Below are 11,830 nucleotides of genomic sequence, written 5' to 3'. Positions count from 1 at the left end.
AAGTTCTTTCCCGTGGGGGTTGCAGATGCCTGACTTGACCGCGCTCGGCCCGGATTTCGTCTGGGGGAGCGCCACTTCGGCGTACCAGATCGAGGGTGCCATCGACGTCGATGGCCGCCTGCCGTCGATCTGGGACACCTTCTGCGACCAGCCCGGAGCGATCGACAACGGCGATTCCGGTGAGGTCGCGTGCGACTCGTACCACCGCTGGCCCGAGGACATCGCCTTGCTGAAGCAACTCGGCGTCGACGCTTACCGGTTTTCGGTGGCCTGGCCGCGGGTGATTCCGGCCGGCTCCGGCGCGGTCAACGCGGCGGGCCTCGACTACTACGACCGTCTGGTTGACGGATTGCTTGCCGAGGGCATCAAACCGTTCTTGACCTTGTATCACTGGGATTTGCCGCAGGCGTTGCAGAACCTGGGTGGTTGGGCCTCGCGTGACACGGCGTACCGCTTCGCCGAATACGCGACGGTGGTCGGCGAACGTCTCGGCGATCGCGTACACGACTGGGTCACGCTGAACGAGCCGCTGTGCTCCGCGTGGATCGGCCACTGGGAAGGCCGGATGGCACCGGGCATTACCGATCCGGCCACCGCCGTGCGGGCGTCGTACCACCTGTTGCTGGCGCACGGTCTCGGCGTACAGGCCTTGCGTGCCGCCGTACCGGATGCCTCGGTCGGTCTGGTGGTCAACCTCAGCCCGGTAGAGCCCGCGAGTGAGTCCGCCGAGGACGTGCGCGCCGCCCAGCTCGCCGACGGCCACATCAACCGCTGGTGGCTCGACCCGGTCAACGGGCGTGGGTTCCCGGCCGACATGGTCGGGCAGTACGGCGTGGAACTGCCCGAGCGGCCGGGAGATGCCGACATCATCGCGGCGCCGACGGACTTCGTGGGCTTGAACTACTACTTCCGCCAAATCGTGAAGGCCGACGAGACCGTGCCGGTTCTCGGTTTCAGTCAGGTCGACGGGCCGAACTCCGAGCGCACCATGCTCGACTGGGAGGTCCACCCGGCCGGTCTGGAGGAGTTGCTGCTCCGCCTGACCAAGGAGTACGGCGCGGAGAAGATCTACGTGACGGAGAACGGCTCAGCCTGGGTCGACGCGCCCGACGAGACGTTCTTCGTGACCGACGAACCACGTGCGCGGTACCTCGAGCAGCACATCGCCGCGTGCGCCCGGGCGGTCGAACAAGGCGCGCCGCTGGCCGGGTACTTCGCGTGGAGTCTGCTGGACAACTTCGAATGGGCGTATGGGTATGCGCCGCGTTTTGGTCTCGCGTACGTCGACTACCCGACGGGGACTCGCGTGATGAAGACCAGCGGTCTGCGGTACGCCTCGTTGATCGAGGCGCACCGGGCCTAACCCCTTGTGGCAGCGCGGCCGAGCTGGGGTGGCGCGGCCGCGTGACGAGGCTGGGTTGGCGCGGCCGTGTGGCGAGGGAATTAGGCGGCGAAGACCTGGGAGTCGTCGGCGAAGGCCTTGAACTCGAGGGCGTTGCCGGCCGGGTCCAGCAGGAACATCGTCCACTGTTCGCCGGTCTGGCCTTCGAAACGCACGTACGGTTCGATCACAAACTTCGTGCCGGCGGTCCGGAGGCGATCGGCCAGCTTCTGGAACTCCGGCACCGTCAGGATCAAGCCGAAGTGCGGCACCGGTACGTCGTGCCCGTCGACGGGGTTGGAAATGCGCTCGGCGCGAGTCGGGGCCAGGTGCGTCACGAACTGGTGGCCGTGCAGGTTCCAGTCGATCCAGGAGTCTGAACTGCGGCCTTGTTCGAGGCCGAGCACCTCGCCATAGAAGTGGCGCGCGGCGACCAGGTCGTCGACCGGCATCGCCAGGTGGAAGCGCGGAATCGGCGAATCGAGAACGGTCATGGCTGCAGTCCTGCCTTCCATCGAGGTTGCTGGATCGTCCTAATGTTAACATTGCGACATCCGGTACGATCGGTGCATGGTCGATCAAGGCGGCATGGCTCCGGCGCGCAGGCGAGGTCTGGCCGATGAGGTGGCCGACAGCATTCGCGAGGCCATCTTCAGCGGCGTGTACGGCCCGGGCCGGCAACTGCGCGAGGTGGAACTCTCCAGCGCTCTGGAGGTCAGCCGCGGCCCAGTTCGCGAGGCCTTACTCCGGCTCGAAGGCGAAGGCCTGGTCCGAAGCGCCTGGCATCGCGGCGCGACGGTGACCGCCTTGTCGGCCGAGGACATCGCCGAGCTGGACAGCCTGCGCGACGCGTTGGAGCAACTCGCGGTCAAACGAGTCATCGCGCACGCCTCGGAAGACGACCTCGCCGCCATCGAACTCGCCGCCAGCCGGATGGACCGAGCGGAGGACGAACACGCGATGGTCCGTTGCGATATCGCCTTCCACGACGCGGTGTACGCTGCCGCCCGGCACCGCCGTCTCCAGGAGGCCTGGCAGGCCATTCGTTGCCAGGTGCACCTATTCCTGCTGACACGCATCGGGGTCAGTACGGAGAACTACCACGGCAACATCCCGCACGAGCACCACGAACTGGTCGCCGCCCTCCGCTCCCGCGACACCAAAACCGCCCTACTCCTCTTCGCCACCCACCGCCACCACGCCGTAACCATCCTCACCCCCTAACCCGGGTTGTATACCGTTCATCGGACGCTTGTTACCAGGCGTGTCGCGGTTCATCGGACGCTTGTGACCGCTTTGCGGCGGGGAGTCTTTGGCAGGGCCAGAACGCGGCAACGCCCGAAGGCCTGGGGCGTGGCCTTCGGACGTTGTGCGATTCCGCCGCGGTTGGGGTTTAGCTGACGTTCCACTTCTGGTTGGCGCCGCCACCGCAGGTCCAGATCTGGGTTGGCGTCGCGTTGGCCGAATTGTTGCCGGTGACATCGAGGCACTTGTTGGCCAGCGGGTTCACGAGATCTCTCGCGCCCGTGTAGACCCATTGCTGGGCGGCATTCCCGTTGCAGGTGGCGATTTGCACGCGAGTGCCGTTGGCGGTGTTGGCGCCGGCCACGTCGAGACACTTGCCCAGGGCACGGATTGTGCCGTCACCTGGACGGGTCCACTGCTGCGCCGCCGTACCGTTGCAGTCGTACAGCTGCACCGTCGTACCGTCGGCCGAGTTGGCGCCGGCGACGTCGAGGCACTTGCCCGCGAGGCCGGTGATCTGGCCGCCGCCGCTGCCGCCGCTGGTCAGTTCGTAGACGCGCACGTAGTCGATCGCCATGGTCTGCGGCATCACCGTGCTGCCGTCGGGATAGCCCGGCCAGTGACCGCCCACCGCGACGTTCATGATCATGAAGAACGGGTGGTTGAAGACCCACGGGTCGCCGCCGAGATCGGCCGGGGTCTTGCGGGCGAACTGCTGGCCGTCGACGTACCAGGTGACGGCGTTCGGCTCCCAGTCCACCGTGAAGGTGTGGAACGCGTCCGCGAACTGCTGGCCGTTCGGCAGGGTGTAGCGCGAGCTGACGGCCTCGCCGGCGGAGTAGCCCGGGCCGTGCAGAGTGCCGTACGAGTTGCTCGGTTCGCGGCCGATGTTCTCCATGATGTCGATCTCGCCGTTGTTCGGCCATTGCGCGCCGCCATCGCCGAGCATCCAGAACGCGGGCCAAAGGCCTTGGGTACGAGGCAGTTTGAGGCGCGCCTCGAATCGGCCGTACTGCTTGGCGAACGTGCCGGCCGTGAGCAACCGGGCCGAGGTGTACTCACATGGGCCGTAGTGGCAGTTGTAACCACCTTCGCGGCGTGCGGTGATCACCAGGTTCCCGTTGCCGTCGTGGGCGGAGTTGCGCGTGCTGTTGGTGTAGTACTGGCGCTCGTTGTTGCCCCAGCCGTGGCCGCCGATGTCGTAGCGCCACTTGCTGGAGTTGGGCGGAGTGCCCACGGCGGCGTTCATCTCGTCGGACCAGACCAGCGGGCCGACGGCGGCGGGTGCGTTCACGGCGCTGGCCGCGGTTGTGGCTGTCGCCGCGGTTTCGGCTGTGGGGAGAGCGGTGGATTGGGCGCTCGCGGTGGGCTGGATCAGGCCGGAGCCGGCCAGCAGCGCGCCGGTGGCGATCAAAAAGGCGGTACGGCGACGCCGCCGCCGGGCGGACAGGGTGTTCGGAAGCATTGTGGAGCCTCTACTTTCGCTCGGCCGGCGGGGGCACCGGCCACGGGGGCGGGTACGAACGAGGCAGGGGAATCGCAGACGCAGCCTGCGGGTAGAACGGGGTCGCGGTCAAGACCAAGTATTAATACAAGTCTTAAAGAAAGTCGATGGCGAGTCGTTGACACTGCTCGCGGACAGGTGGTTACCTCGGGTTGACCAGTTGTTGCGGCGCGGGCAGACGCCGGGAACGCGGGCATTCGCCGGCTGGTCGTCAGCCTCTGTAAAGCCCTTGGCACAAAGGGAGATCCCGCCATGCCCCGATCCGCCCTCATCGCCCGCCTGGCTACTGCCGGCCGGTCCCGCCCGAACTTTCGTACGGCTATTGCCGGCCTTACCGCGGTCTGCGCGGTCGCCGCAGGTCTCACCGTTCTTGAACCTGCGGACTCGGCGTACGCCGCCGGCGAGCAGGTCAACGTTTGGCTCACCACCACGAACGACAGCGCCGGGCGGAACGTGACGAGAGGCCTGCAGCAGCAGACGCCCGTCAGCTTCGGTCCGGCCGGTGGCAGCGCCAACCAGACGATCACGGTCAACGAGAACACCACGTACCAGTCGTTCGAAGGCGGCGGCGCGTCGTTCACGGACAGCGCGGCCTGGTTGCTCAACAGCAGCAACACGATCAGCGCGACCACCCGCAACCAGGTGATGCGCGACCTGTTCGACCCGGTCAACGGCATCGGCCTCGCCTTCATGCGCAACCCGATGGGCGCCTCGGACCTGGCCCGGTTCAACTACTCGTACGACGACACCTGCTGCGATCTCAACGACTTCACCATCAATCACGACCTCGCGGACGTGGTGCCGTTGACGAAACAGGCCCGCCAGCTGAACCCGGCGCTGAAGGTCAAGGGCGCGCCGTGGAGTTCCCCGGCGTGGATGAAGGACAACAACAAGTTCACCAACCGTGGCTGGCTCAAGTGGGAGTACTACCCGATGTACGCCCAGTACTTCGTGAAGTACGTCCAGCAGAACGCTGCCCAGGGCAACCGCATCGACTACGTCTCGGTGCAGAACGAGCCGACGTGCTGCGGTACCGACGACACCGGCTACGCGTCGATGAACTGGAACGGCGCGGGCCTGCTCGAGTTCACCAAGAATCACCTGATTCCGGCGTTCCGGGCGGCTGGCATCACGACGAAGGTGATGGTGCTGGACTACAACTGGGGCAACTACAACGACCTCGGATCGGTGCCGTTGGCCGACGCGGCGTTACGCAATGACCCGCTGTTCGGCGGCATCGCCTGGCACGGGTACGGCGGTGACGTGAACCTGCAGACGACGGTCCACAACCAGTACCCGGCGGTCAACCACTACATGACCGAGCACTCGGGTGGTACCTGGATTCCGAACCAGCAGGTCGAGGACATGAACAACCTGATCGACTACACCCGCAACTGGAGTAAGTCCTGGGTGAAGTGGAGCCTCGGGCAGGACCAGAACATGCTTCCGTACGTCGGTGCCGGGTGCAACGTCTGCACGGGCCTGGTGACGATCCAGCGTGGTGGGCCGCGTGCGGGTCAGGTCGACAAGACCGTCGAGTACTACACGATGGGCCACCTGACGAAGTTCGTGAAGCCTGGCGCGGTTCGGATCGAGTCCAACGCCAACAGCGCCGTGAAGAACGTCGCGTGGAAGAACCCGGACGGCTCGAAGGCTTTGATCGCCTTCAACACGACGAGTGGCTCGCAGTCGGTACGGGTCAACTGGGGTGGCCAGTCGTTCGTTTACACCTTGCCGACCAAGACCTCGGCCACGTTCACGTGGTCGGGTAGTCAGAGTGGTGGCGGGGGTGGGACCACCGGGGCCATTACTGGTCTCGCGGGCAAGTGCGTCGATGTGGCGGGTGCGAATACCGCTGACGGCACGGTGGTCGACTTGTACGACTGCAATGGCACCTCGGCTCAGCAGTGGAACCGGCCCGGCGACGGAACGCTGCGGGCGCTTGGGAAGTGCTTGGACGTCAATGCGGGTTCGACGGCCGACGGGGCGAAGGTGCAGCTCTGGACCTGTAACGGGAGTGCGGCCCAGCAGTGGAACTACACGGCTGGCAAGGATCTCGTGAATCCGCAGGCCAACAAGTGTCTCGACGTCACTGGGAACAACTCTGCCAACGGCACGCCACTCCAGATCTGGAGCTGCTCCGGTGCCGCGAACCAGAAGTGGAACCTCTAACTCTGACCGATCACTAGTCCCGCCTCAGGCAGCTCGGGTGGGGACTTCGCGTCGGCCCGTGGCCAATTCGGTCGCGGGCCGGCGACGGCGTTTGACCCTCCGGTAGCCGGAGGGTGAATGCTAGGCACATGACCGCATCGGTGACCGTCGGGGAGTTCTCCCGGCTCACGCATTTGAGCGTGAAGACGCTGCATCACTACCACGACATCGGCCTGCTCGAGCCGGCCCGGATCGACACCTCATCCGGCTACCGGCAGTACGAGACGTCCCAAGTGGCTGTGGCCCAGCTGATCCGCCGGTTGCGTGAACTGAAGATGCCGCTGCCGCAGGTCCGTGCCGTCATCGAGGCGCCGGACGTGCCGACGCGGGACCAGGCGTTGCGTGCTCACCTAGATCAGATGGAGAGCGAACTCGTCCGGACGCAGCAGGTGATCGCCTCACTCCGGTCGATGCTCACACTGGCCGTTCCGCCGGCCCAGGTGGAGTACCGGTTCATTCCCGCGTTCCGGGCGTTGACGATCACCGACCAGGTCAACCGCTCCGAGATCGACTCGTGGTGCTCAACCACCTTCGAGCGCCTCGGCGGAGTAGCCGCTGCTCTAGGCATCAACGCCACCGCCGGTGCGACGTACGACGACGGGTTCTTCACCGACGACGTCGGCGAGGTGGTGGCCTTCCTCCCGGTCTCACCCGGGCAAACGCCGTACGGCGGCTTGGACCTGACCGACCTACCAGCCGGGTACTTCGCGATCTCGGCGCACGAAGGTTCGTTTGCCGACTTCGACCGGACGTACGGCGCACTAGGCAGCTACGTCGCCGAAAACTGCGAAGTGGCTCCAGGCCCGATCCGCGAGCTGTACGTCGTAGGGCCCGACGCCACGACCGACGAGACCGCCTTCCGAACCGATGTCTGCTGGCCAATCCAGGCTATCCCCGGCGTACCCAAGTAGCAGCCGCTCCAGCTTTACTCCACGAACTAGCCACGGCGGCGGCGCTCGCGATCAACACGCGCGACGACGCCATCACGGCCATACCCAAAGCCACCCCGACACGACGCGACCAACGCCGTGCCGAACCGCATCCACGCGCTGACGCCTGCAAGACGTGCGCCAAATCCACATCGACGCGACGACGCATTCAAAGGCGTGTCCGAATCAGTGAAAGGTTTGAACCACATGTCCATCCACCTTGAGCATGTCACCTTCGACGCGGCCAACGCCGCCGACCTCGCGGCCTTCTGGGGCGGCGTCTTCGAACGCCCTGTCGACGCCGACGCGACCCAGTACTTCGCCACTGTCGGCCGTACTGACGGCGGGTTGTCTCCGGTACTGATGTTCATCCAGGTGCCAGAAGAGCGCGCCGGCAAGAACCGCCTTCACCTCGACCTGGCCACCACCAACTGGCCCGCCGAGATCGACCGCCTGGTAGACCTCGGCGCCAAGCGACTCGGCGAGTACGACGAATACGGCGCCCACTGGGTCACCCTCGCCGACCCCGAAGGAAACCTCTTCGACCTAGCCGAAATTCGCGCCTAACACTCGGGCCCGCGTCGCCGCCTCCATCCATCCGGCCGTCGATCCGCGTCCTTCGGGCGTCCGGTCTCGGCTCCCGCCAACCGCTTCCCTCGGCTGTTCCGTCTCCGGCTTCAGCCTTCAGCCTTCGGTCGAAGGTGGCGGGTCGCCAGATCGGTTTGGAGGGGGCGGTCTAGTCCATGGTGTCGAGGTGGCGTTCGAGGGCGTCCAGGCGGCCGTGCCAGAGGTCGCGGTAGGGCTCGAGCCAGGCGTCGATCTCGGTAAGTGGCTCGGGGCGAAGGCGGTACCACCGTCGCTGCGCGTCCTGCCGAACTTCGACCAGCCCGGCGTCGCGAAGGATCTTCAGGTGCTTCGAGACGGCGGGCTGGCTCAGGCCGAGGTGGTCCACCAGGTCGCCCACCGGCCGTTCGCCAGCGCGCAACAGGTCGAGGATCTCGCGTCTCCGCGGCTCCGCCAGCACCTCGAACGTAGTTGCCATACCAGCAATATAACCAACGCGGCACCAACGCGCAGCTCAATCAGGTGGGTCTCAGGTGAGGTGACGCCAGGGCGCGGGCGGATCGGCGGCGAAGAACTGAAGTAACCCGAGCACCCGGCTGGCAGGTGGCGCCGTCCAATGTCGCTCACCTGGCCGCGGGCCGTTGGCGAGGCCGGACAGCCCCCAGCTGAGGTGATACCAAAGAGCACGAGCGGCGATCTCGTCCGTATCCGACCCCCTGACGCCGCGGTCACCGTGCTCGCCGGTGTCGCCGGTGTCACCGGTGTCACCGGTGTCGCCGGTGTCACCGTAGCCACCGGGGCCGCCCCCGCTGCTCGTGTAGCCGCGCAGCGTGGCGGCGACATCGCGCAGTCTCAGCTTGGCGAACTCCAGGCCAGGTTCCGCCCAGGCCGCGTCACCCCAGTCGATCAGGCCGGTCAGTTTTCCAGTGCTTGGGTCGGCCATGAGGTTCTGCGGAGCGATATCCCCGTGCACGAGCACGACCTGCTTGCTCGCAGGGAATCTCGCCGCCAGCCGGTCGAACCATTCGATCAGCCAGCTCGCCGTGGCCGGATCGACGTACCCCTCTCGTGCCAGGCCTTCCACGCTCAGCCGCGGATCGCCTTCCGAGTCGAACGCGACGCCGGGAAGTGGCCCTGCGACCTCGGGTGTCACCTGATGCAACACCGCTAGTTCTCGCCCGAGCGCGGGCCAGGCCTCGGCCGCAGGCTCTTGACTGGTGAGGTCCACGCCGGGCTGCCGCTCAAGCACCACGTACGGCGTATCGACCAGGCTCCGGCTTTCGTCGAACTCGACGATCGCAGAGGTCCGAACGCCGGCCGCCCGAGCCACTGGGATGACGCCAACCTCCTTTCGCAGGTCCGCCACGAACTCATGGCTCCGCGGGATTCGCAGCACTAGTCGATCGCCGAGCAGGTACACGTGATTCGCCATCCCACCCGGAACGCTCCGGACCTGATCGCCCTGGACGCCGTACCGTCCGGCGATGGCCAGCACCTCTCCTGTGACCATGAGCCTCGCGGCGTCCCCCGCGCCCACGGGCCCCGTGTGGTCACCCGCGCCCACGAGTCCCGCGGCGCCCGCGCCCACGGGCCCTGCGTCGGCGCCCGCCAGCGGAGGCCCAGCGGCAGGCGTTCGGGCGGACATCGCCACGCGAGCGGTCGTGTCCGGCTGGGCGGGAGTGGCCGACACACCCGAGACCGCTTCGGTGTTGGTCAAGGTGGCGCCGTCGTCTTCGGCGAAGTAGCTGGTCATGAGCCGAGGTAGTGAAGGATGGCCAGGACGCGACGGCTGTACCCCGTCGTGGGAGCAATGCCGAGCTTGTCGAAGATCGCGTTGACGTTCTTTTCTACGGCGCTTTGCGAGATGAACAGCTCGCCGGCGATCCCGGCGTTGGTATGTCCTTGTGCCATTCGCTGAAGTACCTCCGATTCCCGGGCGGTGAGCTGGGCGAGCGGATCGCTATGGCTACTGCGTGAGAGCAACTGGCGAACGACTTCGGGGTCGAAGGCGGCGCCCCCGTTGCCGACGCGTTCCAGGGCGTCGAGGAATTCCTCCATCCGCATCACCCGGTCCTTCAGCAGATAGCCCACGCCATCCGCGTCAGCGGTGATGAGCTCTGCCGCATAAGACCGTTCAACGTATTGCGAGAGGACCAGAACGCCCACGCTCGGCCAGCGGCGGCGGATCTCCAGCGCTGCCCGCAGGCCTTCGTCGGTATGTGTCGGTGGCATCCGCACGTCGACCACCACCACGTCCGGCTGGTCGGCGGACACCGCGGCAACAAGCGCGTCTCCATCGCTGACCGCGGCCACCACCTCGTGGCCTTCGTCGACGAGTAGGCGAACCAGCCCTTCCCGCAGCAGCGTCGCGTCTTCGGCCAGGATCACCCGCATGGCAGCTCCGCTCGAACCGTGGTCGGACCGCCCAGGGGACTGGTCACGCTGAATCGGCCGTCCGTGGCAGCCACCCGTCCGGCCAGGCCGGTAAGTCCGCGACCGGCAGGATCGGCTCCACCCCGCCCGTTGTCGACGACCGTCACGGTGATCGAGTTCAGCCTCGCGATGGCAGACTCGCCTCCGTTCTTGCCGCCCCTGCCGCCCACGCGGTCCGTTCGGCCCTTGTCGCCCGTGCTATTCGCTGGGCCCGTGTCATCCGCATGGTCTGGGTGGTCGGTTCCGCTCGTGGGCACGGCCGATCCACTCGGGGCCGGACCGTGGGGTGGCGAATTCGTTCCGGGGCCTGGCTGGCTACCAGGGCTCGTCGTACCAGCCGGCGTCGAGACAGCGCCCACTATTGCAGGCGCGGAGGTTTGCGTCGTTGTGGACGAGTTCGCGGCCGTCACCGCCGCGGAAGAGGTGAGCCCATACGTCGCACGGGTTGAAGAATTGCCGGTGACGGTGATCTCGACCCGGTCCGCGCCCGAGTGCTTGACGGCATTGCTGACGGCCTCCGCGATGACGAAGTAGGCGACCGTTTCGGTGGATGCGGGTGGCCTGCCGTCGAGTTCGTACCTCAGGGTGACCGGGATACCCGCGCGATCGGCCACGTCGACCAGCACGTCATGCAGCCCGAGCTGATCCAGCACTGTCGGGTACACCCGCCAGGCGACATCCCGGAGGTCGTGCAGCGCCTGTTCGGACTCCTCGTGCGCCTGGCGGACGAGGTCGGCGGCCTTCGCTGGGTCCTTGCTGTGGCGGGCGCGGCTGAGCAGTAGGCCGAGGGCGACAAGGCGTTGTTGCACCCCGTCGTGCAGGTCACGCTCGATGCGGCGGCGCTCGTCGTTCACCGCCTGCACGACCTCCGCGCGACTGGCCGACAATTCGGACACACGGCGGCGGAGCAGGTCGTTGGCTGACGGCCCGAGATAGCGCGTCGCGATGAATGCCTCGAGATCGGCCACACCCAGCAGGCCCATCACGTCGAGGTAGAGCAGCACCACACCGGGAATGCTGGCGGAGAGCAGCACTTTGTGGGTGACCCGGTCGTCGCCCTCCTCGATGTAGCCCCATGAGCCGCCCGTGATCCACGCGCTGATCATCGAGACGGCCACAGTCAGCCCCAGCAGCAGCAACAACATCACCACCGCGCCGAGCAGTCCGACTAGCCAGCGCACGGCCAGATAGCTGACAGCGCCACGATCGGTGTAGGTGCGGACGTCATCGCGGCCGAGATACCGGCGCAGCCGCCAGAGCTCGAAGCGGGTCAGTTGCCGAGCGCAACGGTAGACCGGCCGTCGTAGCCCTGGCAGCGCCTTACCGCCGAGCAGTAGGGGGCCGGCGACGATCAGGAAGACGAGCTCGATCAGGGCGGAAAGCGAGCCGACACTGACGCCCAGCGCCGTCCGCCCGCTTTGCTTCATCAGTTCCGCCGCGCTCATGGGCTCGAGAGTAGTCGGCGCGACCGGTTCGCAAACTGTGGTTTTCCACAATTCAGTACTGTGGAAAAACCGCCGCCAACCGGGTGGCGAACCCCAGTGTGCGCGAAGCGCCGCATTC

Annotated in this window: 11 protein-coding genes; 5 read left to right on the top strand and 6 right to left on the bottom strand. The window is 66.5% G+C overall.

What is annotated here, in order from left to right:
• Positions 1 to 25: 25 nt before the first annotated feature.
• Positions 26 to 1,363, top strand: coding sequence for a GH1 family beta-glucosidase (locus ACFFGN_RS33300; protein WP_380056280.1), 1,338 nt, complete (start codon positions 26 to 28; stop codon positions 1,361 to 1,363).
• 80 nt (positions 1,364 to 1,443) lie between these two features.
• Here the strand turns inward: ACFFGN_RS33300 and ACFFGN_RS33295 are convergent, their stop codons facing one another.
• Complete coding sequence (locus ACFFGN_RS33295; protein ID WP_380056278.1) at positions 1,444 to 1,875, bottom strand: VOC family protein; 432 nt, start codon at positions 1,873 to 1,875, stop codon at positions 1,444 to 1,446.
• 76 nt (positions 1,876 to 1,951) lie between these two features.
• Between ACFFGN_RS33295 and ACFFGN_RS33290 the strand changes: the two genes are divergently transcribed.
• Entirely contained in the window at positions 1,952 to 2,605 is a 654-nt protein-coding gene (locus ACFFGN_RS33290; RefSeq protein WP_380056275.1) for a GntR family transcriptional regulator, read from the top strand.
• Between the two features lie 169 nt (positions 2,606 to 2,774).
• Here ACFFGN_RS33290 and ACFFGN_RS33285 read toward each other — a convergent pair whose 3' ends face one another.
• On the bottom strand, positions 2,775 to 4,091 hold the full coding sequence (locus ACFFGN_RS33285; RefSeq protein ID WP_380056272.1) for a ricin-type beta-trefoil lectin domain protein: 1,317 nt from the start codon (positions 4,089 to 4,091) through the stop codon (positions 2,775 to 2,777).
• 291 nt (positions 4,092 to 4,382) lie between these two features.
• Between ACFFGN_RS33285 and ACFFGN_RS33280 the strand changes: the two genes are divergently transcribed.
• The 3 genes from ACFFGN_RS33280 (at position 4,383) to ACFFGN_RS33270 (ending at position 7,837) form a co-directional block, all read left to right on the top strand.
• A complete protein-coding gene (locus ACFFGN_RS33280) occupies positions 4,383 to 6,302 on the top strand; it encodes a ricin-type beta-trefoil lectin domain protein (RefSeq protein ID WP_380056270.1) in 1,920 nt (639 codons plus the stop codon).
• A gap of 128 nt (positions 6,303 to 6,430) precedes the next feature.
• Positions 6,431 to 7,252 carry a MerR family transcriptional regulator gene (locus tag ACFFGN_RS33275; RefSeq protein ID WP_380056267.1) on the top strand — a complete coding sequence of 274 codons (822 nt, stop codon included), beginning with the start codon at positions 6,431 to 6,433 and terminating at the stop codon, positions 7,250 to 7,252.
• Between the two features lie 225 nt (positions 7,253 to 7,477).
• The gene (locus ACFFGN_RS33270) at positions 7,478 to 7,837 is read left to right on the top strand and encodes a VOC family protein (protein WP_380056265.1); all 360 of its coding nucleotides are present in this window, start codon (positions 7,478 to 7,480) and stop codon (positions 7,835 to 7,837) included.
• A gap of 169 nt (positions 7,838 to 8,006) precedes the next feature.
• On the opposite strand, the gene ACFFGN_RS33265 is transcribed toward ACFFGN_RS33270, so the two are convergent.
• Genes ACFFGN_RS33265 through ACFFGN_RS33250 form a run of 4 tightly spaced genes read right to left on the bottom strand, consistent with a single transcriptional unit; the run spans position 8,007 to position 11,712 of the window.
• Positions 8,007 to 8,312 (bottom strand): ArsR/SmtB family transcription factor, encoded by a 306-nt coding sequence (locus ACFFGN_RS33265; RefSeq protein ID WP_380056262.1) that lies wholly within the window; start codon positions 8,310 to 8,312, stop codon positions 8,007 to 8,009.
• A 51-nt stretch (positions 8,313 to 8,363) separates the two neighbouring features.
• Entirely contained in the window at positions 8,364 to 9,587 is a 1,224-nt protein-coding gene (locus ACFFGN_RS33260) for a phosphotransferase family protein (RefSeq protein WP_380056259.1), read from the bottom strand.
• Positions 9,584 to 10,228: a response regulator transcription factor gene (locus tag ACFFGN_RS33255; protein ID WP_380056256.1), complete on the bottom strand. Its 645-nt coding sequence runs from the start codon at positions 10,226 to 10,228 to the stop codon at positions 9,584 to 9,586. The genes ACFFGN_RS33260 and ACFFGN_RS33255 overlap by 4 nt, the downstream gene beginning before the upstream one ends.
• On the bottom strand, positions 10,219 to 11,712 hold the full coding sequence (locus tag ACFFGN_RS33250; RefSeq protein ID WP_380056253.1) for a sensor histidine kinase: 1,494 nt from the start codon (positions 11,710 to 11,712) through the stop codon (positions 10,219 to 10,221). Before ACFFGN_RS33250 ends, ACFFGN_RS33255 begins: the two co-directional genes overlap by 10 nt.
• Between the last annotated feature and the right edge of the window lie 118 nt (positions 11,713 to 11,830).

This window comes from Kribbella deserti (genome assembly GCF_042434725.1).
Taxonomy (GTDB): domain Bacteria; phylum Actinomycetota; class Actinomycetes; order Propionibacteriales; family Kribbellaceae; genus Kribbella; species Kribbella deserti.
The sequence above is the reverse complement of the archived record's forward strand: the minus strand, read 5'-3'. Positions and strand labels throughout refer to the sequence as shown.

What these genes read in the sequence shown, in the direction of transcription:
- ACFFGN_RS33300 (WP_380056280.1), top strand. Translation starts at nt 26, where the DNA reads ATGCCTGACTTGACCGCGCTCGGCCCGGATTTCGTCTGGGGGAGCGCC.
- ACFFGN_RS33295 (WP_380056278.1), bottom strand. Translation starts at nt 1,875, where the DNA reads ATGACCGTTCTCGATTCGCCGATTCCGCGCTTCCACCTGGCGATGCCG.
- ACFFGN_RS33290 (WP_380056275.1), top strand. Translation starts at nt 1,952, where the DNA reads ATGGTCGATCAAGGCGGCATGGCTCCGGCGCGCAGGCGAGGTCTGGCC.
- ACFFGN_RS33285 (WP_380056272.1), bottom strand. Translation starts at nt 4,091, where the DNA reads ATGCTTCCGAACACCCTGTCCGCCCGGCGGCGGCGTCGCCGTACCGCC.
- ACFFGN_RS33280 (WP_380056270.1), top strand. Translation starts at nt 4,383, where the DNA reads ATGCCCCGATCCGCCCTCATCGCCCGCCTGGCTACTGCCGGCCGGTCC.
- ACFFGN_RS33275 (WP_380056267.1), top strand. Translation starts at nt 6,431, where the DNA reads ATGACCGCATCGGTGACCGTCGGGGAGTTCTCCCGGCTCACGCATTTG.
- ACFFGN_RS33270 (WP_380056265.1), top strand. Translation starts at nt 7,478, where the DNA reads ATGTCCATCCACCTTGAGCATGTCACCTTCGACGCGGCCAACGCCGCC.
- ACFFGN_RS33265 (WP_380056262.1), bottom strand. Translation starts at nt 8,312, where the DNA reads ATGGCAACTACGTTCGAGGTGCTGGCGGAGCCGCGGAGACGCGAGATC.
- ACFFGN_RS33260 (WP_380056259.1), bottom strand. Translation starts at nt 9,587, where the DNA reads ATGACCAGCTACTTCGCCGAAGACGACGGCGCCACCTTGACCAACACC.
- ACFFGN_RS33255 (WP_380056256.1), bottom strand. Translation starts at nt 10,228, where the DNA reads ATGCGGGTGATCCTGGCCGAAGACGCGACGCTGCTGCGGGAAGGGCTG.
- ACFFGN_RS33250 (WP_380056253.1), bottom strand. Translation starts at nt 11,712, where the DNA reads ATGAGCGCGGCGGAACTGATGAAGCAAAGCGGGCGGACGGCGCTGGGC.